The organism is Leifsonia sp. KNZ12-8B (assembly GCF_056755495.1).
This window is the reverse complement of the sequence record NZ_JBPGXM010000001.1, coordinates 25,853-52,243: the sequence shown is the minus strand read 5'-3', so window position 1 is coordinate 52,243 and position 26,391 is coordinate 25,853. Positions and strand designations below refer to the sequence as shown.

Here is a 26,391-nt window from a genome sequence, read left to right as displayed (position 1 = left end):
GGAGGACACCAATGCCACGCACACCGACGGCGCTCGAGGGCGAAGAGCGCCTCGTCGGCACCGATCGCGTGCTGGCCGTGCTCATCGAGCTGGCCCGGTTCCCCGCCGGCGCCTCACTGGAGGAGATGGTGCAGCGCACCGGGCACCCCAAGGCGACCGTGCACCGGGCGCTCGCGGCGCTGAAGCGCTCGGGCCTCGCCGCACAGGACGGCCGCGGCCACTACATCCTCGGCGACGAGTTCCTCCGCCTGGCCTTCGCCCATCACGAAGCGCGCCCGGAACACATCCGCGTGCGCCCCGTCCTCGACCGGCTCGCCGCACGGTTCGGCGAGACCATCCATTTCGCGGTGCTCGACGGCACCGACGTGGTCTACCGCGACAAGGTCGACCCGAGCGGCGGCGCCGTCCGGCTGACCTCCACCGTCGGCGGCCGGAACCCCGCTCACTGCACCGGCGTCGGCAGGGCGCTGCTCGCGACCCGCCTGCACACCCTGAGCGACGTGCGGGAGTGGATCGGGGATCGCACGCTCGAACGCCGCACGGCGACGACGGCCACCACCGCGGAGGAGCTCCACGAGCGGCTGATCGAGACCCGCGCGCGCGGCTACGCGGTGGACGATCAGGAGAATGAGGCGGGTATCAACTGCCTCGCCGTCCCGGTCTACCTGGGCTCTCCCTCCACACCATCGGGTGCCGTGAGCGTGAGCGCCGTGGCCTACCGGACGCCGCTGGCGACGCTGGTCGCCGCGGCCGACGACATCCGGCGCATCGTCGCGCAGCCGACGGGCGGTTGGGAGAAGGGCGCATGAGCGAGCAGCTGGTCACCGCGACGGCCGATCCCTGTCTCCTGGGCGAGGGACCGGTGTGGGACCCCGTGAGATCCCGCCTCCTCTGGGTCGACATCCGCACTGGCACGGTCATGGCCGGCATCCTCCTCGACGACGGCACGATCGAGGTCGTCGACCGCGTCGCCGTCCACGACACCGCGGGGGCCGTCGCCGTCTCCGAGCGGGGCGAATGCCTGGTCGCGGGCGGACACCGGCTGATCGTGATCGACCTGGACGGTCGCATCCACCCGCTCGCCCCTCTGATCAACGGGCAGCGACGCTTCAACGACGGGAAGCCCGACCCGGCCGGCCGTTTCGTGGTGGGGACGTTGTCGCTGGACGGGCCGTCCGCGAGCGAGCAGCTCCTCCAGATCGGTCCGGACGGAAGCACGCGCGTCATCGACGACGACCTCACCCTCTCCAACGGCCTGGCCTGGACCGAGGACGGCAGCGTCCTGTACAGCATCGACACGGAGCGGCGGGTCGTGTACCGGCGCAGCTACGACGTCTCGACCGGCGGCACCGGTCCGCGAGAGCTCTTCCTCACCGTCGAGGAGGGCTATCCGGACGGGATGACGATCGACGCGGAGTCCCACCTCTGGATCGCCATGTGGGGGCTCGGCGAGGTCCGCCGCTACGCACCGGACGGCCGGCTCGTCCGGACCGTCTCCGTGCCGGCGCCGCACACCTCCAGCGTCGGGTTCGCCGGCCCTGATCTCGACACGCTCGTGATCACCACCGCCACCCAGGACCTGGACGACGGCCAGCTCGCCGAGTTCCCCCTCTCGGGGCGGCTCTTCACCCTCACGCCGGGAGTCCGCGGACTCCCCCAACCCCTGTGGGCGGGCCTCCCCGATCCCACCGTCATCGAGTAGAGGAAGCATGAAACTCCTTCGCATCGGCGCGTTCGGCGCTGAGAAGCCCGCCGTGCTGGTCGACGACCACAGCTACGTCGACCTGTCGGATGTCGTCCTGGACTTCGACGAGGCGTTCTTCGCCCACGACGGGATCGCCACCATCCGCCCGGTGGTCGCGCAGCGGATCGAGCGCGGAGAGGTCGAGCAGCTCGACGGCCGTCGCATCGGCGCCCCGATCGCCCGGCCGCACCAGATCATCTGCGTCGGCCTCAACTACTCCGACCACGCCGCAGAGACGGGCCAGGCCGTGCCGTCGGAGCCGATCCTCTTCACCAAGTCGCCGAACACGCTGGTCGGGCCCAACGACGACGTGCGCATCCCGCGCGGTTCCACCAAGCCGGACTGGGAAGTCGAGCTCGGCATCGTGATCGGCAAGCGGACCAGCTACCTCGACTCCGTGGACCAGGCCCGCGACCACATCGCCGGATGGACCCTGGTCAACGACGTCTCCGAGCGCGCCTTCCAGATGGAGCGCGGCGGCCAGTGGCTCAAGGGCAAATCCGCCGAGACGTTCAACCCGGCCGGCCCGTACCTCGTCACGAAGGACGAGGTGGCCGACGTGAACGCCCTCGGCATGTGGCTGGACGTCAACGGCGTCCGTCGGCAGACCGGGTCGACGGCCACGATGATCTTCGACCCGTACGTCATCGTCCACTACATCAGCCAGTTCCTGGTGCTCGAGCCAGGCGACCTCATCAACACGGGCACCCCGCCCGGGGTCGGGATGGGCTTCCGCCCGGAGATCTGGCTGCAGGCCGGCGACGTGATGGAGCTCGGCATCGACGGGCTCGGCGTCCAGCGTCAGACCGTCATCGCACCCCGATGAGAGCCTTCGTCGTCCGCGCGCCGCACGACGCCGGAGTGGAGGAGGTCCCCGAGCCGACGGCCGGCCCCGGCGAAGTGCTGATCGACGTCAGGCGGGCGGGCGTCTGCGGCACCGACATCGAGTTCTACACGGGTGAGATGCAGTACCTGCAGGAGGGTCACGCGCGGTTCCCGATCCGGCTCGGCCACGAGTGGATGGGCGTGGTGACCGCGGTCGGCGATGGTGTCGATCCGAGATGGGTCGGCGCCAGGGTCACCGGCGACACGATGATCGGCTGCGGGCAGTGCCGCCGCTGCCTCGACGGCCGGCACCACGTGTGCGAGGACCGCACCGAGCTCGGCATCCGTGGCGGACGCGCGGGCGCGCTGGCCGAACGGCTCGCCTACCCCGCCGGCTATCTGCACGCGCTGCCCGATGCGGTGGACGACGCGAGCGGCGCCCTCGTGGAGCCCGCGGGCAATGCGCTGCGCTCGGTGTGGGCGGCCGGGCTGAGGCCGGGCGACCGCGCCCTCGTGCTCGGCCTCGGCTCGATCGGGCTGCTCGTCGCGATGTTCGCGCGCGCCGCCGGCGCAGAGGTGCACCTGATGGGGCGCAGCGAGCGGTCCCTCGCCTTCGCCCGAACCCTCGGCTTCGACGATGTCTGGACCGAGGAGACCCTGCCGGACCTCCCGTGGGACGCCGTCGTCGACGCCTCCAACGCGCCCTCCCTCCCGGCGAAGGCCCTCGAGCTCGTGGAGCCGGGCAAGCGCGTGGTGTACGTCGGCCTGGCCGGCAGCCCGAGCCTGATCGACACCCGCTCCCTCGCTCTCAAAGACGTCACCGCGGTCGGGATCCTGGGCGGCAGCCAGGGACTCGACGGCGCGATCGCCGCCTTCGCCGACGGCTCGGTCGATCCGCGCCCGCTGGTCTCCCAGGTCGTCGGCCTCGAGCAGCTGGCCGCGGTCCTCGCGGGCGACAGCCCCACCCCGCCGGGCGGCGGCCCGAAGACCCACATCACCATCTCGGGCGCGCCGGCGCGCCCCACAGAGAGGAACAGCCGATGAGAACAGCAGTCGTCACGGGCGGAGCCCGGGGCCTCGGAGCCGCGACCGCGGCCCGCCTCCGGGAGCGCGGGCTGACCGTGCACACCGTGGACATCGACGGCGACGCCGACATCCGGCTGGACGTGACCGACACGGCTGCGCTCGCGGCTGCGGCGCAGCGCATCGGGCCCGTCGACGTCCTGGTGAACTCGGCCGGGATCGTCGGCCCGAACAAACCGCTGCTGAGCACTGCCCCGGATGAGTGGCGCCGGGTCCTCGACGTCAACGTCATCGGCACCGTCGCCACCATGAGCGCCTTCGTGCCCGGCATGGTGGACCGCGGGTGGGGGCGGGTCGTGAACTTCGCCAGCATGGCCGGGAAGGACGGCAACCCCAACCTGTCGATCTACTCGGCGTCCAAGGCGGCGGTGATCGCGCTGACCAAGTCCGCCGGCAAGGAGCTCGCCACCACCGGCGTGCTCGTCAACGCGATCGCACCCGCCGTCTTCGCGACGCCGATGAACGACGACACGGCTCCGGAGGTGCTCGAGCACATCACCAGCCTGATCCCGATGAAGCGGGTCGGCCGGCCGGACGAGGTCGCCTCCCTGGTGGAGTTCCTGACCTCGGACGCCGTCAGCTTCTCCACGGGCGCCGTGTACGACATCAGCGGCGGTCGCGCCACCTATTGAGCGCCGGGCGCAAGTCCCCTCTTTCCGATTAGCGCAACTAATTTGCGACTATCGAAACCGACGTTACGGTGACTCCACACCGGTCCGCGCATGACGCGGTCTCGGTCAACGACGACGTTGAACGAAGGAGTGGCATGACGAGCATCACGACACATCCGGCACGAGACCGCGGCGGCCGCCGCAGCCTGCCGGCCCGGGCGGGGGCGCTGGCGGCGATCGCCGCGCTCGCGCTGGCAGCGTTCCCGGCCACCGCGGCCGCCGCGGCCGAACCGGTCGCGTGCACCCAGGTGGGCGGCGCGTGGCAGATCGACGCCACCTGCGTCGACCCCGGCTACAGCGATCCGCAGATCACCAGCGAGACCGACGAGACGGCCCCGGTCCCGCACCACCGCGTCAGCGGACGCATCGGAGGCACCGCCTTCACGATCTCCCTGCCGCAGAAGAGCGTCTGGAAGGGTCGCTTCTTCCAGAAGACCTATCCCACGCAGACGGCGGAGGCTCCTCCCGAGGACGTCGCGTTCGGTGCCGCCAGCGGCGCCTACACCGTCACCGCCGCGGGTTCGGGCGGATATCGCCAGGAGGCGGCGCTCGCGAAGTTCGCGAAGACGGTCGCGGCGTCGTATTACCGGACGGACCGGCGGATCTACGGCTACCTGTACGGCGCCAGCGGCGGTTCCTTCCCCACGATCGGCGCCGTCGAGAACACCAGCGGCATCTGGGACGGCGCCGTGCCCATCGTGATGGGCTCGCCCATGGCCATCCCCAACACCTTCTTCATCCGCGCCTACGCCCGGTTCGTCCTCGAGGGCGCGGCGGAACGGATCGCGGACGCCGTGCGCCCGGGCGGCGACGGCAATCCGTACGCGGGACTCGACGCGCTCCAGGCGTCGGTGCTCCGGGAGGTCACCCGGCTCGGGCTGCCGCTCGCGGGGTGGGCCGACCCGGACTACCTGCTCGGACTGAGCACCACGGACGGCCTGCTCGGCTTCGGATCCACCGTCCGGGCGATCGACCCGACCTACGCCGCCGACTTCTGGAGCGCGCCGGGGTACCTCGGCACCGAACGCTCCGCTCTCGGCGACTACTTCCGGGCCGCCCGCTTCCAGAAGGACGTCACCATCGCCGCGGTGCAGCAGGACGCCTCGGGTGCCGTCACCGGGATCACGCTCTCCGACGCGCCGGCGGTCACCAACCTCAACGGCGTCGACTTCTCGGTCTCCGATGCCCAGGGCACGGCGCGCCCGGTGGCCGGCACCCTCGACACGAAGACGAAGACCGTGACCCTCGGCGCCGTGGACGCGGCGACGCGGGCGCTGCTGCAGCCCGGGGGGATCGTGCACGTCGACAACTCCTGGCAGCTGGCGCTGTTCGCCTACCACCGCTATCAGACGCCGACGGCACTCGACATCCACGCCTGGGACCAGTACCGCAACCCCGACGGCACGCCGAAGCTCCCGGTCCGGGCGGTCCGGCTCGGAGAGTTCATCTCCAGCTCGGTCTCCGGAGGAGCGGGCTACACCGGCAGGATCACGGCCAAGGTCATCGCCGTCGACGACCTGCTCGATGTCGACTCCTACCCGTGGCAGGCGGACTGGTACAGCCAGCGGGTCCGCGCGGCGCTGGGCTCGCGATACGACGACTCGTTCCGGCTCTGGTACTTCGAGTCGGCCGACCACGTCGGCGTCGACCCCACGCGGGTGGTGTCCTACAGCGGCTTCGTGGAGCAGGCGCTGCGCGACCTCGCTGCCTGGGTGGAGCGTGGAGTGGCGCCCGCCGCATCCACGAAGCACACGGTCACCGACGACGCGCAGATCGGCGTCGGCACGAACGCCGCCCAGCGCAGAGGGATCCAGCCGAGCGTCGACCTGACCTCCCGCGGCGCCGATCGGGTCGACGTCCGGGCCGGCCAGACGGTGTCCCTCACGGCGAAGGTCCAGGTCCCGCCCGGCTACGGCTCCGTCGTGCGTGTCGAGTGGGACTACGAAGGCACGGGCACGTACAGCCCCGCACCGTTCGGTCCGTCGAAGCCCGTCGTCACCGTCGACGGTTCGTTCCGCTACGCCAAGCCGGGCACGTACTACGCCGCCGTCCGCGTGTACTCGCAGCGCGACGGCGACGCATCGCAGCCGTTCGCGCTGATCGGCAACCTCGACCGCATCCGCGTCGTGGTCCATTGAGCTCAGGGACGCGCTGACGAGGAGGGGGGGGGGGGGGGGGGGGGGGGGGGCGCCCCCCCCCCCCCCCCCCCCCCCCCCCCCCTCCGTTCGTCAGGAAGCAGCCACCAGCGAGCCCTGGGGCGACTGGACGATCCGCACGATGTTCGGCACCTCTGCGACGAGCCGGTCCAGCGGCATCCGGAACGTGAGCGCGCTGACACTGATCGCGCCGTCGACGCCGGCGATGTCGTCCTCCAACGGGACGGCGACGCAGTTCACGCCCAGCTCGTTCTCCTGGTCGTCGAGCGCGTACCCACGTTCGCGCGTCGCCTGGAGGTCTTCCCACAGCGCGGACACCGTGGTGATCGAATGCGGCGTCCGAGGCTCCAGCGGCCGGCCGGCGAGCCACTCGGCCAGCTCCTCCCGGCTCCGCAGCCGACGACTCAGCAGCAGCTTCCCGACCGCGGTCCGGTACGCGGGGTTGCGCCCACCGACCTCGGAGGTCAACCGGACGGCTCCCTGGGGCGGGTCGATCTTCGCGCGGTAGACGACCTCCGGGCCTTCGAGGACGGCGAAGTGCGCCGTCTCCGCATAGCGGTCGACGAGAGCCTGGAGGATCGGGGTGACCCGCACGGCGTCGGGCCGCGCCGCGTGGTTGCGCAGCGCGAGCCGGATCAGCTCGTCGCCGACGACGTACGACCCGCGGGACACCTGCGCCGCGAGGCCGGCCCGGCGCAGCGCCGCCAGCGCCCGGTGCACCGTCGGCTTCGAGCTGTCGACCGCACGCGACAGCTCGTCGAGCGTCGCGCCCTCCGGCCGCTCGGCCAACGCGACGAGCACGGCGAGCACACGATCGGCGCCGACCAGCTTGGCGTCGCCCTCAGCTTCGGGCACGAGTCGCTCCTCTTTCTTCGCTAGAAGAAAAAGGTTACCCGTCCCCGGTCAGGACGCTGCCCGGCTCACCCCAGCACGCGTGCGAGGGCGCGTGTCACGGCGATGCCGCGCTGCCAGTCGCCCCACTCGTTGGTCACATAGGCGAAGCCGAGCCTGGCATCGATGTCGGCGAAGGCGACCTGCCCCCCGGCTCCGTCGTGCCCGAAGGACGACGCCGAGAGGTAGGGGTCCCAGTCGCTCGGGATCATGAAGCCGGCCCCGAAGCTCTGATACGGCGCGGGACCCGTCACGAAGTAGGGCGCACCCCCGCTTCGCCGGGAGCGCAGCGCGTCCACCGTCTCCGGTTCGAGGAGGCGCACACCGCCGGTGTCCACGACGGTGCTCGAATAGATGCGCGCGAGACCAGACGCCGTCGAGGTGCCGCCCGCTCCCGAGAGCTCGTACCGGTAGAAGGGCTCGACGCCGGGAGCCCGTCGGAGCGGGAGCGGCCCGAGGAATCCGCCGATGCGCTCGCCCCAGAACCGGGTCTCGGCGTCCACCGACGGATCCGGAGTCTCGGGCGCGGTGTCGTCGACGATCCGGGCGACGCGATCGTCCTCCTCCGGCGGAAGCCCGATCCACGTGTCCGCGGCGAGGGGCGCGGCGACCTCCCGACGGAAGACGGTGCCGAGGGTCTCGCCCGTGGCGTTGTGCACGAGCTTCCCGGTGATCGAGCCGTGCGTGATCGCGTGATAGTTGTGGTGCTTCGGAACCTCCCAGAGCGGCTCCTGCGCGGCCAGGAGGTCCGCCACGAGCAGCTCGTCCAGACCGGCGACCGGATCCACGTCCGCCCGGGGCGCCGCGACGCCGGCCCGGTGGGCCAACGCGTCGCCGATGGTCGCCGCGCCCTTCCCGTGCGCGCCGAACTCCGGCCAGACGTCCGTGATGGGGGTGTCGAGCGAGGGCAGTCGCCCGTCCTGCAGCAGCCTGCCGACAACGATGGTCGCCAGCCCCTTCGTGCAGGAGTAGACGGTGGCGAGCGTGTCAGGCCCGAACGGGCGCCCGGTCTCGCGGTCGGCGGTGCCCGCCGACAGCTCGACCACGGGAGCGCCGTCGATCCAGATGGACAACGCGGCCCCGGTGCTGGTGTCGTCGGAGATGGTGGACAGGAAGGCGTCGGCCACCGGCCCGAATCCCGTCTCGACGATCGTGCTGCTCTGCGACGTGGTTATCCGTTGACCCTCTCGGTCGATGCGATGGACTGCTGCTCAGAAGCTAGCGACGGTCGCCGCGACGCCTGGAACGCTTGCGCAACTTCGCCTCCACGCCGCCGACCAGCTCCTCACCCGACGCCAGGAGCGCGGAGTTCGTGTTCGCGTTGACCTGCGTCGGGTCCAGCAGGACCGAGCCGACGGGGATGCCGCCGGTCTTGCGGAACTCGATCTGCTCGGTGAGCTCGGGCAGCCGGCGCTCGAACCGGTGGTAGAAGAGTGCGATCACGCAGACGAGCACGCTCAGGCCCGCCGGGATCCAGCTCATGAGCAGCACGATCCCGCCGATCGCCGTCGCGGACTGCGTGTCGTTCGCGCCGTTGTAGCCGACGATGCCGAGCACCAGGCCGGCCAGGCCCGCGGCCAGACCGCTTCCGGCGCTCTGGGCGAAGCTCTGCACTCCTCCGCCGACGCTCTCCAGCCGGCGGTTGCCCTTCCACTCGTTGTAGGTCGCGTTGTCGATGATGAGCACCGTGGCGAGGAACGACGCCGGCAGTGCGCCGACCGACGTCAGAACCGCGGCGGTGAGCAGCAGCGGGATGTTCGCGCCGGCGAACGAGTACAGCGAGAAGCCGAGCGCACCGATCAGCGAGAACGCGGCGATGACACGGGACACCGAGAACCGTCGTACCAGCGGAGGGAGGAGGGCGAGGACGGGCAGCGCGACGATGTTGACGATCCCGAAGATGCCCATGATCGCGAGATTGCCGACGATGTAGCGGAAGTAGTACGCGCCGACGCCGACGCTGCCCACCACGGACCCGAGCAGCGTGATGCCGGACAGCATCCACAGGTACGGGTTGGTGCGCAGCACGAGGAGGACGTCGCGCATCTTCACGGTCGGGCTGTCGACCGCCTCGGTGTTGCGGACCTCCTTGATGGTGAAGAACCGCAGCAGGCCGAACAGGGCGAGCGGGGCCGCGATGCAGATGCTGATGATCGACCACGCCTCCGGCGTCTTGCCCGCCTGCTGGACCAGGATCGGGACGGAGACGCCGGCGAGCAGGGCCACCGCTCCGACGATCAGGCCCGACCGCGCCGACAGCTTGGTGTACACGTCCCTGCTCGCGAACGCCCGCGCCATGTAGAGCGGCTGATTCGCGTTGAACAGCGGGGTGAAGACCGCGGTGACGAGGAGGTAGGAGAGGAAGACCCAGACGTACTTGGCCACGTCGCCGAGGCCGCCGGGAACCGAGAACATCACCGCGGTGAAGATCCAGACGCCGACGATCGCCAGGTCGAACGGTCGCGCCTTCCCGAAGCGGGTCTCCGGCGCGATATCGACCAGCCACCCCGCGACGAGCGCGCCTGCGGCGTCGACGAACCTGCTGAGCAGCAGGAGGAAGCCGACGATCGGGGCCGAGAGCTGGAGCGTGTCCGTGCAGTAGATCGTGAAGAAGCCCAGCACCAGCACATTGGCGGCATACGAGGCGTGCGACGACGACCACGCGACGAGCGTGCCGAAAGACACCCGGGTCGGGTCGAGTCGTTTCGCCTCGCGTCGGGCGGATCGTTCGGTTGTTGACGACGTCGTCATGTCGGTTCCTCCGTTGGACACCACCGCGGCGTACGGGATCGCCGCTGTACGGAGATGATACGCACGCGCCTCGACCGGCCGCAATCCAAAAACTCATATTCACTCAGCATTTGCGCAAGGGATGGCGATGGCTATCGTGAAGAGCATGACCAAGACCCGCAGCAAGCGCGGCCCGTACGCGCGATCCCTGGAGCGCCGCCAGTCGATCGCCGAGGCCGTCCTCCAGATCGTGGACGAGCGGGGATACGAAGGGGTGACCACGGCGCTCGTCGCGGAACGCTCGGGGTCCAACGAGGCGACGGTGCTCTACCACTTCCCGACCAAGGACCACCTGCTGCTCGCCGCCCTCGCGCTGCTCGACGACCGCGCAGCCGAGGGGTCCGGCTTCGGGCCGGAGTCCGACGCCGCGGAGCAGGACATCGACCCCGCGGCGCTGGACGAGCTGCTGCAGCAGGTCGCCTTCCCCCTCATCGTCAACGCCGGCCCGCGGGAGCGGCTCGCCGCCTTCGTGCGGGGCCTGGCCATGACCCCCGGGCATCCGGCCGCCGCGTACTTCGCGGAGCGCGACGCCCGCGCGGTGGGGATCTTCACCCGCATCCTCGAGGCGCGGCAGAAGGCCGGCCGCGTGCACCCCGCGCTCGACCCGGCCGACGTCGCGACGCAGTTCATCGCGCTGTGGCAGGGCCTGGGATCGCTCGCCGGAGTGGACTCGTCCATCGACGCGAACCGGCTCCTCGATCGCGGGCTCCGGATGCTCACGGGCGAGGACATCATGGAGGCGCAGCGCCGCATGCTCGAGCTCCCATGAGCGCCCTGGGCGGCGCGAGCCGCCCCGTCAGCTCACGACGACCCGGACGCGGGCCAGGTTCTGGATGCGTCCGAACGGCGACTCCTCGTTCTCGTCCTCGCGGGCGACGGCCCTCACGGTGACGAAGTACGTCCCCGGCTCGTCGAAGACGTGCCGTCGCTCCTCGAAGACGGATCGCGCCGGCTCCACCGGCTGCCGGTCGCCGAAGCGCCCCGAGTCGTCGACGTCCCAGTGCAGCTCGGTGATGCGCGTGGCAGGCGTCGGCGTCTCCGCCTCCGCCCGGAGGAGCACCGCCTCCCCGATCGCGACGTCGGCACGGTCGGAGCCGTTCGCGGTGAGGATGACCGTCGGCTGGACCCCGCCCCGGTCGGAGGCCGCGGCCGGGAGGACGATCTGCCCGTCCGCGACCTCGTACGCGGTGGAGGGCGCCGGCGCGATGCCCTCCTCGGCCCAGGCCGCCACCTGGCGGAGCGCCGTGTGGAGCACGCCCAGATAGCTCACCGTCTGAGCCGGGTGCTCCTGGTACGCCACGTCCCCGTGCAGCGCGCGGTCGACCATCCACACCCGCAGGGAGTCGTCGGCGGCGTCGCCGAGATGCTCGCGCACCTTCGAGCGGTACCAGTCGGCCTGCCAGGCGAACGCCTCGCGGTCGTGCAGGGATTCGACCACGATCATCTTGGCGGCGATATCGCCGGACTGGACGGTGCCGGACGCCCCGCGCGACATGATGGGCCCGAGCAGCAGCGGGCGCTGCGGAGACGCCGGTGAGCCGTCAGGCAGCCGGAACTGGTCCCAGACGGCGAACTCCGGGCCGGGCACCTGATGGCGGTGATAGGTCTGCGCGGCCAGCAGGTTGCTGTTGTCGATGCTCACCTCGTCGCCGACCCGCAGCTCCCGCAGCTCGGGGATCAGGTCGGGGAAGTCGACGATGACGAGATCGCCGTCGACGCCGGCGCTCGTCGCCTCCACCCCGGCGGCGGCGCCGGTCCGCACCGCGATGACGGAGTTCATCGGGTCGGTGTGCGGCGCGTCCGCGATGCGGAAGGCGACGACCACGTCCCCTCCGGTGACGGCGCCCTTGAACGCCTCGTCGACGCCGCCGGAAGGCCCGTTCACGAGACCCGCGAGCAGGCGCGTCTCGAGCGCCTCCTGGCGCGTGTAGACGCGGCTGACCGTGGTCGTGAGCCGCACCCGGTCACGGTGGACGGACGAGGCGGGATCCGCGCCGAGGTAGCCGGGGACGGTCCAGAAGTCGTCGTAGTAGGTCGGGTCGATGGCCCCGAGCGACTTGTAGAGCACGCCGAACGCCTGGGTCCCCATCGTCCGGTGCCCGTACCAGGCGCGGGGCGGGAACCCCATCCTCGTGGCCTCGTCGTAGGCGGCGCGCTGCTCGCCGGAGAGGACGTCGTCGATCGTGCGGCCGGACCCGGGCTCGACGACATCGACGACGTCGTCGAGCACGTCCCGCAGAACGCGCATCGCGTGCATCCGGACCGTGAAGACGTTGGGGATCGCGACCGGGCTCCCGATCACGTACGGAACGAAGCCGTCCCACACGTCGCGGGTGTTCTCGGCCGCGCCGATCGTCCGGAAGCCGCCGCCGGATCCGCCGAACGCGTAGCCGTAGGTGCGGTGCGGTCCGTAGACCGCCTGCGCGACCGTCTTGGCGTAGAGCGCCGCGGCGGCGTGCGACCGGTACGCCCCGATGGTGGGGTCGTTGTCGAGCTGCACCTCGCGCAGATCGGGAGCGCCTCCGCCGTTCGTCTCGACGAAGAAGGCGCCGGAGGAGAACGAGAAGCCGATCTTGTCCTCTTCGCCCGAGAGCCTGGGGGCGAGGTGCTCGCTCTCCGGGACGGGGGTGATGTGCTGGTAGAAGCGCCCCTCGTAGGCGTCGGCCGGCGGGAAGTAGAACGAGAACCGCGTGTCGGTCCCGGTGAATCCGCCGTGCACGTACCGGTGCGGAACCGGCTCCGAGCGCTCCTCGTCGATGTCGATGTAGGGCTCCCGGAAGAGCTCGTCCTCGATCCGGAACCCGGTGATGGTGTCAGTCATGCTCGCTACTCCTCGTCGAGGTCACCCTCGAAGCCTAGATTTCGACGTCGCCCGCGTCAATCCTAAACTTGAGTGAATAGGAGTATTCGCCGGATCGACGGGCAGCGTCGACTGCCGGACGATCAGCTGCGATGCGACCTCGACCCGCTCATACGGGAGCGTCTGCGCCGAGGGGGACTCGCTCAGCAGCTGCACGGCACGGCTGGTCATCGCCTGAAGCGGTTGCCGGACGGAGGTCAGCGGCGGCCAGGCGGCCGCCGCGCGTCGCTCGTCGTTGAATCCGACCACGCCGACGTCGTCGGGGACGGTCAGCCCCAGCCGATGGGCGGCGCGGTAGACGGCCAGCGCGAGTTCGTCATTGCTCGCGAAGACGCCCACCGGCGTCCCGGTCCTGCCCACCGCAGCCGCGAACTCCTTCGTGACATCGGCAGCTCCCCATTCGCCGTCGATCCTGACGATCATCGCGTCGTCGCACGAGTCGTGGATGGCGGCCCGGAAACCCTCTTCCCTGGCCCTCCCGAACCGGTACCGGGGAACGCCCGCGACGAAGACGAAACGCCGCACACCGGACGCGGCCAGATGCGCTCCCGCGTCGTATCCGCCCTGCCAGTCGGTCGTTCCGACGCTGGGCAGCTCACCGTGAGGATCGGCCATCGGGTCGAGCAGCACGATCGGGACGCGTGCGTCGGCCAGCTCCTGAAGCTGGGCGCGGGTGGGCGTGATGACGCCGAGGATGACTCCGGAGGGGCGTCGGCGCGCGATGCGTGCCGGCCAGTCGTCCTCCGCGTCCTCGCGCTCGATCGTGAGCACCAGATCGTATCCGCTCGCGAAAGCGGCCTTCCTGGTGCCGGCGACGACGGAACTCGTCCAGGGGCCGTCGAAGGTCCCGAGGACGAGCTCGATGAGCCGCGGATCGAGTTCGCTCTGCCGGCGATGACTCCTCGGGCCGGGCCGGTACCCGAGCTCGCCCGCCACGCTGACGACGGTGCGGCGGGTCACCGGGGTCAGATCGCCCCGCCCGGCGAGTGCCCGCGACGCGGTCGAGATGGATACGCCCGCGGCCCGGGCGACATCCCGCAGGGTCACGCTGCCCGTCGGTTCAGCCATGTCGCTGCCTCCTGACGCCGGACGGGGCGCCGCCATCGGCGGCACCCCGTCCGGTTGCCGTCACGGCTTCTTGTAGACCGCCTGCAGCTTCTCGGCGACGCCCTTGGGGGTGTCGTTGCCGAGCAGCATCGACTGGACCGACTCGTTGAGGGCCGCCTGCACCTCGGCCTGCAGCGTCTCCAGCGGCGCGAACTTGTTGTCGGCGATCAGCGCAGCGAAGTCCTCGAGCTGGGCCGGCGCCTTGTACTTGTCGTTCGGGAGCACCGGTACGGAGTTGAACCCCTCGGCATAGGTGAGCGACGCCTCCGGGCTTCCCATGAACTCGATGAAGGCCTGCGCCGTCGCCGGGTTCTTCGCCTTCGCGTTGATCGTGTTGACGAACCCGGGAAGTGCGGTGATGTAGCTCTTGCCGTCGTTCGTGGCGGGCATCGCCGAGATGACGAACGTGGAGTCCGGCGCCTGCTGCTCGAGCGAGGTGAGGACCGCGCCGACGTCCACGATCCCCAGTGCCTGCCCTGCCGAGACCGCGGTGGCCCCCTGGTCGCGGGTGCGCCCGATCGACCCCTCGCCGAAGCAGCCGTCCTTGAACATCTTCTGGTAGATCTGGAACTGCTTCACGTACGGCGAGTCCGGGTAGGTCGTCTTGCCGCTGGCCAGCTCGTTCGCGAACTCGGGGTTCGGGCCGTCGATCAGCGTCGCGTTCTGCGCGAAGGTCAGGAACTGCGGCCCCTGGGTCGAGGCGTCGAGCCCCTGCGCGTAGGCGTAGACGCCCTTGGCCTTCGCGTCATCGCAGAGCTGATAGACCTCGTCGAGCGTCGTGGGGATCTTCAGCCCGAGCTCATCCAGCTTGCTCTTGTTGTAGATCGCCGAGAGCGGCTGCAGGGCGCCCGGGTAGGCGTAGGTCTTGCCCTCGTAGTTGAACGAGGTGTCCCACGCCTTCGGGATCTGGTCCGTCCAGCTCGCCGTCACCGGGACGATGCGGTCGTGCGCGGCGAGCGCCGCGACGGTGTCGGCGTTGTCGGAGGCGTCGCCGCCCGGGAAGGACGTCAGGATGTCGGGTGCGGTGCCGCCCTGGAGCTGCGTCATGACCAGGGCGCCGACGTCGCCTCCCTGGTAGTTGAACTTCACGGTGACGTCGGGGTACTTCTTCTCGAAGTCTTTCGCGATCTTCTCGTAGGTGGGCTTGAACACGCTGGAGAAGATTCCGGTCAGGGTGCCGCCGATCTTGCCGCTGTCGGCGGTGTCGGAGCTGCTGCCGCTCGAGCAGGCGGAGAGCGAGACCGCCGCGAGTGCGACGACCGCGGTCGCTGCCACGCGATTCTTGATCTTCATCGATCTTGTCCTTGTCTGTGTCGGGTCGTGCTGTGATTGGGGATGGCCCGGCGCAGAGGCCGCCGGACGAGGTGCCGCTGTCAGCCCTTGAGGCCGCCCGCGAAGCCCTGGATGACGTACCGCTGGAAGATCAGGTACAGGGCGAGGACGGGGATCATCGAGATGATCAGCGAAGCGAAGATGAGCGGCCAGTTGCTGGTGTACTGCCCGACGAACTGGTAGATCGCCATCGGGATCGTGACCTGGTCACTGCCCGACAGGTAGATCAGCGGGGTGAAGAAGTCGTTCCAGATGCCCACCGCGTTCAGGATGAGGCAGGTCCCGAGCACCGGCCGCAGAAGCGGCACCACGACGTGCCAGAACGTCCGGACCGGGCTGCACCCGTCGATCTGCGCCGCCTCCTCGTACTCCGTGGGAACGCTGGACCGGATGAACGTCGTGATGAGGAAGATCGAGAAGGGCAGCTGCACACCCGCGTACACGATCACGAGGGACCAGAGGCTCCCGAGCAGTCCGAGGTCGCGCATCTGGATGTAGAGCGGGATGAGGGCGAGCTGGAAGGGGAGCAGCAGCCCGATGAGGAAGAAGTAGAAGACCGCGTTCGAGAGCCGGGCGGTGGACCGCGCCAGCGGGTACGCGGCCATCGTCGCGAACGCCAGCACGACGATGCACGACACGCTCGTCACGATCAGGCTGGTGATGATCGACCCCGGCAGCGGTGAGCCGTTCCAGGCGCCGGCGAAGTTGTCGAACGTCGGCCGGAGGGTCGGGAGGAGCCCGGATGTCAGGTCGTCCGGTCGGCGGAGCGCCAGGTTCACCAGGATGTAGACGGGGATGAGGAAGACGATCGTCACCCCGTAGGCGAGAGTGTGGGAGCCGATGCGGGCGCCGAGGCTGCTTCTCATGAGTTGCGCTCCTGCCGACGAAGAACCGAGAACTGGATGAACGAGAGCACGCCGACCGCCACGGCGAGCACCAGGGCGAACGCCGCAGCCTCTCCCCACTCGCCGAACTGGCTGAAGATCTGGTAGATCTGCGTCGAGATCGTCTGCGTCTGGCCGCCAGGGCCTCCGCCGGTGATGGAGAAGATCTGGTCGAAGATCTTGAGTCCGCCGATCAGCCCGATCATGAGGTTGATGGTGATCGCCGGCGCCAGGAGCGGGCGGGTGACGAACCAGAACCGCTTCCAGTACCCGGCGCCGTCGAGGGAGGCTGCCTCCAGCAGCTCTGCCGGCACCCCCTGCAGGCCGGCGAGGTAGATGATCATCGTGGAGCCGGTGAACTGCCAGACGATCGTCACGATGATGATCCACAGGGCCGAGGTCGGGTTCCCGAGGAAGTCGACCTGCGCCAGCCCGAGCGAGTCGAGCACGAGGTTGATCGCGCCGATCCCGGGCGGTCCGAAGATGAATTTGAAGAGGTAGCCGACGACGAGGGCCGAGACGACCATCGGCGCGAAGATGATCGTCCGCAGGATGTTCCGGCCGGCGATCCGTCCGGTGAGAAGGAGCGCCAGCCCGAGCCCGATCACGTTCTGCAGTACCACCGTGACGAAGGCGATGAAGAGCGTGCGCAGCGCGGCGGGTCCCGCGTCCGACTGGAAGATCTTGGCGAAGTTGTCCAGGCCCGTGAAGGCCGCTTCCGGGTTGGAGAACGACCAGTTGGTGAAGGCCGAGCCGATTCCCTGGAACGTGGGGGCGAGGACGACGTAGATGTAGATCGCCGCTGCGGGGAGCACGAACCACCACAGTTTCGCGCCGACGCTGTTCCGGCGCGGGCGCCGGGCGGCCTTACGCGGCTCGGCGTTCGGCGGCCGCACCGCCGACTCGACCGCATCGTTGGTTGCTGTGGTCATCGTTGACTTCTTTTCCGATCGCTGACGTGCCCGATCCGGATTCCATTATTTGGACCGGTGTTCGGATTATTAGCATTTAGACGATGGTAGGACGAGGGTGACCGCCCCTACCACGGGAGAGGGCCGTTTTGCGCAAGCCGGCGCCGGGGGCGGGGGATCCGTGAGATGCTGACCCTTTGCGCCCGCTCCCCCGGCCGGCCGATCAGGGCGCCTCGACCCGGATCCGGTGCTCCCCGGCGCTCAGCCGGCAGTCCTCGCCGGCGATCGGCACCGTGGCGGTCGCGCCGTTAGGCACGGTCACCCGCACGTCCATCCCACCGGGGCCGCGCGACCAGCGCACAGCAGCATCCCCGAGCGGCGTCCGATGCCGGATGGACGCGTGCGTCACCCTGTCGTCGCGCACGGGTGCCACCTCGAACGAGCGCCACCCCGGCTCGGTGAGCCGGAGTCCGCCCACCCTCTGCTGGATCCAGGACGAGACCGACCCGAGGAAGTAGTGGTTGCGCGACCGGGCGTCCACGTCCCACGACTCGAGGAGCGTCCGCTCCCCCGCGTCGAACCAGACGCCCCATCCCGGACGGCTGCGCTGGAGGAGCACGGTCAGAGCGAGGTCGTCCCTCCCGGCGGCCGAGAGCACGGGAAGCAGGTGGCGGACGCCGACGGCGCCGAGATCGAGATGGCCGGCGGTCCGGTCCTCGAGGTCGCGGATCAGGCTCGCGCGAACGGTCTCCACGTGCTCGGCGGGGACGGCGTCGAACGCCAGCGGAAGCACGTTGAGGGACTGCCGGTACCCGACTCCCTCCACGCGGTAGTGGCCGGCGTCCGGGTCGAAGAACTCCCGGTGGTAGGCGTCGGCCGTCGCCTTCGCGGCATCGAGGTAGTCGCCGGAGTCCCGTCGCCCGATCGCGTCGAGGATGCCGGCCACGTGCTGGAGGGCGGTCACCGACATGATGGTGCCGACGGAGACCATCCCCTCCGGCGGCACCCCGTGCCCCGGCGCGAGCCAGTCGCCCCACGTGCGATCGGGCCACAGCCCGTTCCTCAGCCGACCCAGCATCCCGTCGGCGTACCGGCGCACCATCGGCTCGTAGCGCTCCAGCAGGCCCTGGTCGCCGTATTCGCGATAGAGGTACCAGGGGATGAGGACGGCGGAGGACGACCACGCCGGGTCGGTGCGCCGGCCCCAGCCGGGGGTGGGCACGATCTGGGGGATGGCGCCATCGGACGACTGCGCGTCGGCGTGGTCGTCCAGCCACTTGCCGAACGAGGACCGCAGGTCGAAATGATGCAGCAGGCCCTCGGTGGCGAGATGGGCGTCCGCCGTCCAGCCGTTCTTCTCGTAGATGGGGGTGTCCGTCGGGATGCCGTGCAGGTTGTTCCTGAACGTCCGCGCGGTCGCGTCGTCGATCCACTCCAGGAGCGGTTCGCCGACGGTGAGTTCGCCCATCGTGCTGAGCGGTGTGTAGAGAGGGACGGCACGGACCTGTGCGACGTCGATGCGCCCAGTGGTCGTGACCTGCATCCACCGGAACCCGCGGTAGCCGAACTGCGGCTCCCAGACGTACCCGTCGGTCTCGCGCTCCAGCTGCAGGGAGTCCACCTGGGCGGCGCCGGCGACGAGGTAGTTGTCGCAGATGACGTTCCCGCCGTCGTCGCGCTGCTCCCCGGAGACGACGGTGACGCGGGTGCCGGGGGCGCCGGAGACGGTGCAGCGGATGCGTCCGGTCATGACCTCCCCGAAGTCGAAGACCCAGGAGTTCTCGGAGAGGGCGGTGACGCTCACCGCCGATCGCGGCAGGCCCGCCAGCACCGGAGGGTGCGAGGAGGGACGGAGCTCCCCAGCGGGTCCGGCCACCACCGTCACGGGGCCCCACGCGGGGTCGGCGGCGTCGAGGACCCACTGCTCCCCTCCGAAGAGCGTGTCCACCTTGACCGGTCCCGCCGCCGTCTCCCACGACTCGTCGGTGACGAGGGCCGAGGTGCCGCCGTCGGGATGGCGCACGTCGATCCTGGCGAGCGCCATCGGTTCGCGATGCCACGGCGCCAGGTACCAGGCCCAGAGGTCTCCGCCTCTGGCCGCGAACCGTTCCCGGCCCGCCGCGATCTCGACCGTGTTGACGCCCGGCCGGAGCAGGTGCGCGACCTCCCACGACCGGTAGAGCACCGACCGGTCGTACGCGGTCACGGCCGGCTCCAGCACCTCCTCGCCGACGCGGATCCCGTTGATCGTGACGAACCCGCAGCCGAGCACGGCCGCGGAGAGGGTCGCCTGCGACGCTGCGGCCGGCAGGGTGAACTGCGTGCGGAAGACGGGGTTCGGAGCGGGGACCGTCTCGACGGCCGCCATGCGCACGCCCTCGACGGGCTCGCCGTCGGTCCACGCTTGGCCCTCCAGCGGGAGGGGTGCCGTGCCGTCGTCGGCACCCGTCGCTGCGGCGTCGGCGAAATACCAGCCGACGGTCTCGCGCTCGGCCTCGAGCACGATGGTGTATCGGCCGGGAGGCGCGGGAGGGGTGATCGCGATGAACCGGTCCATCCGGTCCCACAGCAGCTGCGGTCCGTCCGCGACCAGCTCGCCGACGACCTCGCCGTCGGCGCTCAGCACCCGGATCACGAAGCGGACATCGACGGCGAACGGATCGTCGGCATCGCGCGGAGCCGCGATGTCCACATTCACGGCGGCCACCGGCCCCGGGCTGTCGAAGGTCTGCGCCAGTGAGTGCCCGGGAGCGACCCACTCGACGGCATCACTGCCCGCGTTGCGCCTGACGCGCGTCTCGGCCGGTGCGGCCCGCGAGATCCATCGCGCGGAATCAAAAACGTTGGTCATGGGAACTCCGGGATTCGTGGCTGTGGGACCGTTCCAGCATGCGGCCCGGCGTCACCGGCGGTCCTCCGATGGCAGGCAGTTGCGCAAAACGAGAAGGCGGGCGGGTTCAGCTCGCCGCCTCCAGGTCGGCGAGGAGGCCCTCGACCCGGCGCCGCGCGCGGTCGAGGACGCCTTCGCCCGGGGCGACGTGCACCCGGCCGGCCTCCACGGCGATCAGCGCCGCCTCCGCCACCGCACGCGCGGACATCGCCCCTCCGAGGGCGCCGATGGAACCCGCGGTTCCGGGAGGGAGCGTGATCGCTCCGAGCGCTGCGGAGTTCTGCCCCAGCGGGGTGTCGACCAGCCCGGGGCAGAGCACCGTGGCGCCGAGCGCCGGGGCGGCCGCCTTCAGCTCCAGGTCCAGGGTCTCCGTGAGCCCGACGACGGCGTGCATGGTCGCGGTGTACGGCGTGCGATCCGGCAGGGGGGCGAGGCCGCCGGAGGACGCCGTGTTCAGGATGTGCCCGCTGCCCTGCTCGATGAGGTGCGGCGCGAAGGCGGTGACGCCGTTGATGACGCCGCGGAGCTTGACGCCGATCATCCGATCCCAGGTGCCCGCCTCCTGCTCCCACAGCGGCGCCCCTGGCGATACGAGACCGGCGTTGTTGCACACCAGATCGACGCGGCCGAACGTCCCCATCGTCGTGCCGGCGAGCCGCTCGACGGCACGCGGGTCAGACACGTCCGTGGCCTGGGCGACCGCGTCCACGCCGCGGGACCGGATGTCGCCCACCGCCTGTTCGAGGGCGTCCGCCCGGATGTCCGAGAGGACGATGCGGACTCCGCGGTCCGCCAGCGCCTCGGCGAGCCCGAGCCCGATGCCGCTCGCACCGCCGGTGATGACCGCGACCATGCCGCCCTCGATGATCATCGGACCACCCGGAGCCGCAGTGCGATGCCCGGCCGTGCCGGCAGCTCCACTCGCAGGGTGCCCTCGTGCGTGCCGGGCAGGGTGGAGATGGTCATCTGCCAGGTGTCGATGATGTCGATCTCCGCACGCCTCCCCTCCGGCACGTCGACATCCCGGAACCGCGGCCGGTGGTTGCCGAAGTAGACCAGGATGTACTCGTCGGCGACGCCCCCGGTGACCGCGTCCCAGGCCCCGGGAAGCGGTTCGAGCCGGCCGGTGGGCGACTCCGCGACGATCTGCTTCAGGAAGGCGATCCGCGCCGGGCTGTCGCCGTGCAGCACCCCGCCGCGCGACCACCAGATGATCTCGTCCTCGGACCAGAAGGTCTCGCCGTGCGTCAGGTGCCCGCCACGGAGCGTTCCCGACCAGAACCGGTCGACCACTGCTTCGGCGGTCAGGTTGCCCCAGCCCTGGTCCAGGTCGCCCTCGTAGCCGAACTCGTCGACGGCGACGGGCTTCCCCCAACGGTGCCGCCACTCGTCGACCAGGCCGCCCATCTCGGCGGTACCGCCCTGGATGCTGGCGTGGGTGACCCAGTCGGCCGAGAAGTCGAAGATCTGGATCCAGTTGTGGATCGACAGGAGGTGCCCGGCGTGATCCTCGCGCGCGACCACCCGCGCGAGACGGTGCCAGTCCTCCGGCCGCTTGGCGGTCAGGAGGTCGTACTCGTTGGCCATCGACCACCACACGTTCGCGAAACCCCCGAGCCGGCGGACCACGTACGTGAGGTAGCGCTCATCGGCCGCCTGCCCGAGGCTGCTGAAGCCCCACCGGTCGTACGGGTGGAACAGGATCAGGTCGGCCTCGATGCCGAGCTCGGCGAGCTGCCTGATCCGTCGTTCGAGGTTCGCGAAGTAGTCCAGGTCGAACCGCGTGGTGTCCCAGCCGTCGCCGTCGCCGGTGCGCGGGAAGACGAACCGCTCCGGCTCGTTCTTGTTGTAGAGGTAGTCCTTCGGGAAGAGCCCCATCCGGATCTTGTTGAACGGCGCCTCGGCCAGCGAGGCGATCGTCTGGTCCTGCAGCTGGGCGCTCTGGTGCGTCCACGCGTACGCGGTCGTCCCGAAGCCGACGAACGGCGTCCCGTCGGAGTACGCGAAGGCCACTCCCTCCGCCACGCGGACGGGACCGCGCGCGTCCCCCTCTGCCACCTCGACCGTGCCGCTGATCCCGTCGAGGGACCGCGCGTTCGACGTGGTGACGAACGTCCAGGTGCCGGCCGCCGGCGGGAGGAAGCGCACCAGGAACCGGCCGTCGCCGTCGTAGAAGCCGCCCACCTCGACGGCGTCCTGCCCCTGCTCGAATCGGGCCTGCAGCTCCACCTCGACGAACGGGTTCCCGTGCGACGGCCCGTCGAATGCGAGCTCCACGGTCTCGTTGCGTGCTGCCGACCCGGGCGTCCGCACCCGGGCGGAGCCGCGCTCGACACTGTCGGACTCGTAGTCCGCGGTCGGCGCGATCGGCGCGGGCTCGTCCGGCTGCTCCGAGGTGTCCTCGATCGTGCCGAAGGTGGCCAGCAGCTCCTCCACCTTCGCAGCATCAGGCTTCAGGACGAACTGGAGGAATCCTCCCAGAGGCGCCGTGCGCAACCCCTCCGCGAGCGGCGAGGTGGCGACGCCGGGGACCTCCTGTTCGAGGACGGCGCGAGCGCGCTCGTTGTCCAGCGCCGAGCTCAGCGGCGAATAGCGGTCGAGTGTTCTGCTCATCCGAGTGTTCCTTCCAGGACCGCTGAGCGGTCGGGTTCGATTGCGGTGACGCGGGAGGAGATGTCGTGCACTCGCGCGCGCGTCTCACGAAGCGTCGCGCCCTCCGGTGCGAGAGCGTGGGCGAGTTCTGCGACCGGTCGGTCGAAGAAGGGCAGCAGCCGGCGGGCGACCGTCGGCTCGCTGTCGAGCCCGATGTCGGCGGCGCCGAGCTCACGGAGCAGCACGCTCCATACGGGCGCGTCGTCCAGGAGGTCGCGGATCGTGGCGGACGCGCTGCCGTCCGCCACGACGTCGACGGCCCACTCGTGATCGCCATGCGACACGCTGAAGGGCTGCGACCCGTCCGGAAGCACCACGAGCGCCTCCGCACCGACGGGGACATGAGCGCTGACGACGAGGCGCCCGTCGCGCCGCCGCCACGCGACCCGGGCGTCGCCATACGGGGTCCGATGGGTCGCGCTCGCGAACTCGAGGTCGGCCGGCGGCGTCGGCTCGATGCGCATCCGGCGATACCCGGGCTCGACCGGGGCGAGCCCCGCGACGCTGCGGTGCATCCAATCGGCGACCGCGCCGAGGGCGAAATGGTTGAACGACGTCATCTCGCCGGGGTTGATCGTGCCGTCCGGGAGCATGCTGTCCCAGCGCTCCCAGATGCTGGTCGCCCCCATCGTCACCGGATAGAGCCAGGACGGGCAGCCGGTCTGCAGCAGGAGGCGATGGGCGACGCGCGCATGCCCGGTGAGCGTGAGGGCGTCGCAGATGACCGGCGTCCCGACGAACCCGGTGCTGATGCGGTACCCGGAGGCGCGCACGAGGTCGGCGAGCCGGCGACCCGCCTCGCGGCGCTGCTCCGCGTCGGCGAAGAGGTCCCAGACGATGGCGACCGAGTACGCCGTCGGGGCATCCGACTCCATCCGCCCGTCGGGGGTGCAGAAGCGTCGGGAGAAGGCGGCCCGCGTCTCGGCGGCGAGGTGTGCGTAGCGTGCGTGGTCCTCCGCGTGTCCGAGCTGAGCTGCGGCGGCGGCGAGCACGTGCGCCGACCTGGCCAGGTACGCCGTCGCGACCAGGGCAGGGTCCGTCATCGCCTGCGCCGGGTCGTCCGGTGGTGCGGCCGGGTCCAGCCAGTCACCGAACTGGAAGCCCCGGTCCCAGACCCGCCCGTCACCGGCGGCCTCGGCGATGCGGTCCACCCACGCCCGCATGCTCGGATACTGCCGCTCGAGGAGGCCGGCATCGGCTGTCCGCTCGAACATCACCCAGGGGATGATGGTGGCGGCGTCTCCCCACGCCGCCGCCGGAGAGGGCGACGACTCCGCCCCGATCACGTCGGGGACGACGAAGGGCACGGTGCCGTCGGGCCACTGCTCGGCGGCCAGATCCGCCAGCCACGAGGAGAGCAGCCCCGCGGTGTCGAAGAGGAAGAACGCCGTGGGGGCGAACACCTGCGCGTCGCCGGTCCAGCCGAGCCGCTCGTCGCGTTGCGGGCAGTCGGTCGGCAGATCGACGAAGTTGCCGCGCATGCTCCACACGACGTTCTCGTGGAGCCGGTCGAGGAGGCCGTTCGAGCTCTCGAACCACCCGGTCCGTCGCAGGTCGGAGCCGATCACGATCGCCATGACGTCGGCAGCGGCGAGGTCCGGCACGCCCGTGACCTCGGCATAGCGGAACCCGTGGAGGGTGAACGACGGCTCCAGGGTCCGCTCCCGGTCGCCCGCCATGACGTACGTGTCCGTGGCACGCGCGCTCCGGAGCGGGCGCACGCCCAGCTCGCCGTCCTCCAGGACTTCGGCATGCCTGACGGTGACCGTGGCGCCGGCGGCGAGGCCCGCCGTCCGGATGCGCACCCAGCCGACGACGTTCTGGCCGAAGTCGACGAGAGTCCGCCCGCCCGGCGACGTCCACACCGTCAGCGCCGGCACCTCTTCCGTCGGCCGGACGACCGGCCCTTCGGCGGCGACCAGCTGCTCCACCGGGTAGTGGATCGACTCGACCGGGTACGACGCACCGGCGCGCGCGTCGACCCGGAGGTCGGTCGTCTGACCGTCGTACAGATCGTCCGCGAGGACGCCGGAGGACACGGCGCGCCAGGACTCGTCCGTCGCGTGGACCAGCACGGTGCCGTCGGCGAGCGTGACCTCCAGCTGGGCGAGGAGCGCGAGACGGTCGCCGTAGATCGCCCGCCGCCCTTCGAAGCCGAGGCGTCCCCGGTACCAGCCGTTGCCGAGGGTGACCGCGAGCTCGTTCGTCCCGGGGGCGAGCAGGTCGGAGACGTCGTAGACGTGATAGCGGAGTCGGTGGGCATAGGAGGTCCACCCGGGGGCCAGGACCTGGTCGGAGATGGCGCGACCGTTGATGGTGGCCTGGTAGGCGCCCAGAGCCGTGACGTACAGACGAGCGCTGACGATCCGATCCGCCAGGTCGACCGTGCTCAGCAGCACGGGCGCCGGATCGTCGAGTCCGCCGATCCCGGCCGGCGAGATGAAGGAGCCGCGCCAGTCGGCCGGGTCGAAGAGGCCGCCCTCGACGGTCGACCACGCGCTCCAGCCGCTGTACTCGTCGTCCGCCACGCGGACCCGCGCGCGGGCCGGCTCCCGCGAGGCGAGCGGCTCGCCGGGCCAGGGCACGAGCACCTGGTCGGCCGAGACGACCTCGCGGCGGTCGATGCCGCCTGTGCGCTCGATCTCGACCTCGTACCTCCGCTGCGCCCAGCGGTCCGGAGCGGAGGGAACCGTCCAGGACAGCCGTGGGCGGGCGGCGCCGATCCCCAGGATCGGACCGGACTCGGTGCGGTGTTCGAAGCGGGGCGGCGTCGGGCTCGATGAGCGGGGCATGTTGTCTCCTAGACGGCCGGCCGCTGCCCGACGGTGGGCAGCGCCCCAGGAGCGTCGTTCTGGGTCCGGTACAGACATGCTCACCGATCGCGAGCGCTCCCGGGGTCTTCTTGCGCAAAAGTGTCCCCGTCCTCCCGGCCCGCTCGCACGCGCTCGATGACCTGAGCCACCGAGATCACCGGGACGCCGTCGCGAGCGCCGAGAGCGAGCAGTTCGGGCAGCCGCGCCATCTCGCCGTCGTCTCCGACGATCTCGGCGATGCCGGCGACAGGTACGAGGCCGGCGAGGCGGAGGAGGTCCACGGCGGCCTCCGTATGGCCGTCGCGCGCCAGCACTCCGCCGTCCGCCGCCCGCAGCGGGAGGATGTGCCCCGGGCGGTTGAGCCCGCGCGGGGTCGTCGCCGGGTCGGCGAGCACGCGCAGCGTGTGGGCGCGGTCGGAGGCGCTGATCCCGGTGGTGTAGCGGTCGGCGGCGTCGACGGTCACGGTGTAGGCGGTGCCGCGGGGGTCCTCGTTCTCCGCCACCATGAGCGGCAGCCCGAGCCGGTCGGCGACATCGTTCGGCATCGGTGCGCAGATGAAGCCCGAGCTGTTGCGGACCGTCCAGGCGATCCACTCGGCCGACGCCGTCGCGGCGGCGAGGACCACGTCGCCCTCGTTCTCCCGGGTCTCGTCGTCGACCACGATCACCGGCCTGGCGGCTCGGAGCGCGTCGATGGCGTCATCGAGCGTCGCGAGCCCGGCCGCATCATCCGTGCCCCACGCATTTTCTGTCATGGTTGACAATTCTTGCATCACACGGAT

Annotated in this window: 19 protein-coding genes and 1 pseudogene; 7 read left to right on the top strand and 13 right to left on the bottom strand. The window is 70.7% G+C overall.

Features of this window, described 5'->3' with window-relative positions; translation table 11 throughout:
• Positions 1-11 precede the first annotated feature (11 nt).
• The 6 genes from ACR9ZG_RS00210 (at position 12) to ACR9ZG_RS00185 (ending at position 6,461) form a co-directional block, all read left to right on the top strand.
• On the top strand, positions 12-809 hold the full coding sequence (locus tag ACR9ZG_RS00210; RefSeq protein ID WP_481282800.1) for an IclR family transcriptional regulator: 798 nt from the start codon (positions 12-14) through the stop codon (positions 807-809).
• Positions 806-1,702 (top strand): SMP-30/gluconolactonase/LRE family protein, encoded by an 897-nt coding sequence (locus ACR9ZG_RS00205; RefSeq protein WP_481282799.1) that lies wholly within the window; start codon positions 806-808, stop codon positions 1,700-1,702. The genes ACR9ZG_RS00210 and ACR9ZG_RS00205 overlap by 4 nt, the downstream gene beginning before the upstream one ends.
• 7 nt (positions 1,703-1,709) lie before the next feature.
• Positions 1,710-2,570, top strand: coding sequence for a fumarylacetoacetate hydrolase family protein (locus ACR9ZG_RS00200; protein ID WP_481282798.1), 861 nt, complete (start codon positions 1,710-1,712; stop codon positions 2,568-2,570).
• Positions 2,567-3,613: a zinc-dependent alcohol dehydrogenase gene (locus ACR9ZG_RS00195; protein ID WP_481282797.1), complete on the top strand. Its 1,047-nt coding sequence runs from the start codon at positions 2,567-2,569 to the stop codon at positions 3,611-3,613. The genes ACR9ZG_RS00200 and ACR9ZG_RS00195 overlap by 4 nt, the downstream gene beginning before the upstream one ends.
• On the top strand, positions 3,610-4,284 hold the full coding sequence (locus ACR9ZG_RS00190) for an SDR family NAD(P)-dependent oxidoreductase (protein ID WP_481282796.1): 675 nt from the start codon (positions 3,610-3,612) through the stop codon (positions 4,282-4,284). Before ACR9ZG_RS00195 ends, ACR9ZG_RS00190 begins: the two co-directional genes overlap by 4 nt.
• A gap of 134 nt (positions 4,285-4,418) precedes the next feature.
• The gene (locus tag ACR9ZG_RS00185) at positions 4,419-6,461 is read left to right on the top strand and encodes a hypothetical protein (protein WP_481282795.1); all 2,043 of its coding nucleotides are present in this window, start codon (positions 4,419-4,421) and stop codon (positions 6,459-6,461) included.
• A gap of 90 nt (positions 6,462-6,551) precedes the next feature.
• Here ACR9ZG_RS00185 and ACR9ZG_RS00180 read toward each other — a convergent pair whose 3' ends face one another.
• The 3 genes from ACR9ZG_RS00180 to ACR9ZG_RS00170 form a co-directional block, all read right to left on the bottom strand.
• Positions 6,552-7,334, bottom strand: a complete 783-nt coding sequence (locus ACR9ZG_RS00180; RefSeq protein ID WP_481282794.1) for an IclR family transcriptional regulator — start codon at positions 7,332-7,334, stop codon at positions 6,552-6,554.
• Positions 7,335-7,399: 65 nt separating this feature from the next.
• Positions 7,400-8,497 (bottom strand): serine hydrolase domain-containing protein, encoded by a 1,098-nt coding sequence (locus tag ACR9ZG_RS00175; RefSeq protein WP_481282793.1) that lies wholly within the window; start codon positions 8,495-8,497, stop codon positions 7,400-7,402.
• A 91-nt stretch (positions 8,498-8,588) separates the two neighbouring features.
• On the bottom strand, positions 8,589-10,055 hold the full coding sequence (locus ACR9ZG_RS00170) for an MFS transporter (protein WP_481282792.1): 1,467 nt from the start codon (positions 10,053-10,055) through the stop codon (positions 8,589-8,591).
• A gap of 211 nt (positions 10,056-10,266) precedes the next feature.
• Here ACR9ZG_RS00170 and ACR9ZG_RS00165 point away from each other — a divergent pair, with 211 nt between their 5' ends.
• A complete protein-coding gene (locus tag ACR9ZG_RS00165) occupies positions 10,267-10,929 on the top strand; it encodes a TetR/AcrR family transcriptional regulator (RefSeq protein ID WP_481282791.1) in 663 nt (220 codons plus the stop codon).
• 27 nt (positions 10,930-10,956) lie between these two features.
• Here ACR9ZG_RS00165 and ACR9ZG_RS00160 read toward each other — a convergent pair whose 3' ends face one another.
• From ACR9ZG_RS00160 to ribB, 10 genes and pseudogenes are all read right to left on the bottom strand, one after another.
• Positions 10,957-12,981, bottom strand: coding sequence for a hypothetical protein (locus ACR9ZG_RS00160; RefSeq protein ID WP_481282790.1), 2,025 nt, complete (start codon positions 12,979-12,981; stop codon positions 10,957-10,959).
• Between the two features lie 21 nt (positions 12,982-13,002).
• A complete protein-coding gene (locus ACR9ZG_RS00155) occupies positions 13,003-14,088 on the bottom strand; it encodes a LacI family DNA-binding transcriptional regulator (protein WP_481282789.1) in 1,086 nt (361 codons plus the stop codon).
• 60 nt (positions 14,089-14,148) lie between these two features.
• Entirely contained in the window at positions 14,149-15,420 is a 1,272-nt protein-coding gene (locus ACR9ZG_RS00150; protein WP_481282788.1) for an ABC transporter substrate-binding protein, read from the bottom strand.
• 80 nt (positions 15,421-15,500) lie between these two features.
• Positions 15,501-16,325, bottom strand: coding sequence for a carbohydrate ABC transporter permease (locus ACR9ZG_RS00145; RefSeq protein WP_481282787.1), 825 nt, complete (start codon positions 16,323-16,325; stop codon positions 15,501-15,503).
• A complete protein-coding gene (locus ACR9ZG_RS00140) occupies positions 16,322-17,275 on the bottom strand; it encodes a carbohydrate ABC transporter permease (protein ID WP_481282786.1) in 954 nt (317 codons plus the stop codon). Before ACR9ZG_RS00140 ends, ACR9ZG_RS00145 begins: the two co-directional genes overlap by 4 nt.
• Before the next feature lie 202 nt (positions 17,276-17,477).
• Positions 17,478-20,105, bottom strand: coding sequence for a family 78 glycoside hydrolase catalytic domain (locus ACR9ZG_RS00135; protein WP_481282785.1), 2,628 nt, complete (start codon positions 20,103-20,105; stop codon positions 17,478-17,480).
• 106 nt (positions 20,106-20,211) lie between these two features.
• Entirely contained in the window at positions 20,212-21,015 is an 804-nt protein-coding gene (locus ACR9ZG_RS00130) for an SDR family NAD(P)-dependent oxidoreductase (RefSeq protein WP_481282784.1), read from the bottom strand.
• Positions 21,012-22,757: a DUF5605 domain-containing protein gene (locus ACR9ZG_RS00125; protein ID WP_481282783.1), complete on the bottom strand. Its 1,746-nt coding sequence runs from the start codon at positions 22,755-22,757 to the stop codon at positions 21,012-21,014. The genes ACR9ZG_RS00130 and ACR9ZG_RS00125 overlap by 4 nt, the downstream gene beginning before the upstream one ends.
• On the bottom strand, positions 22,754-25,588 hold the full coding sequence (locus tag ACR9ZG_RS00120; RefSeq protein ID WP_481282782.1) for a family 78 glycoside hydrolase catalytic domain: 2,835 nt from the start codon (positions 25,586-25,588) through the stop codon (positions 22,754-22,756). The genes ACR9ZG_RS00125 and ACR9ZG_RS00120 overlap by 4 nt, the downstream gene beginning before the upstream one ends.
• 155 nt (positions 25,589-25,743) lie before the next feature.
• Positions 25,744-26,364, bottom strand: a pseudogene (gene ribB / locus ACR9ZG_RS00115) (3,4-dihydroxy-2-butanone-4-phosphate synthase); the annotation flags it as partial.
• Between the last annotated feature and the right edge of the window lie 27 nt (positions 26,365-26,391).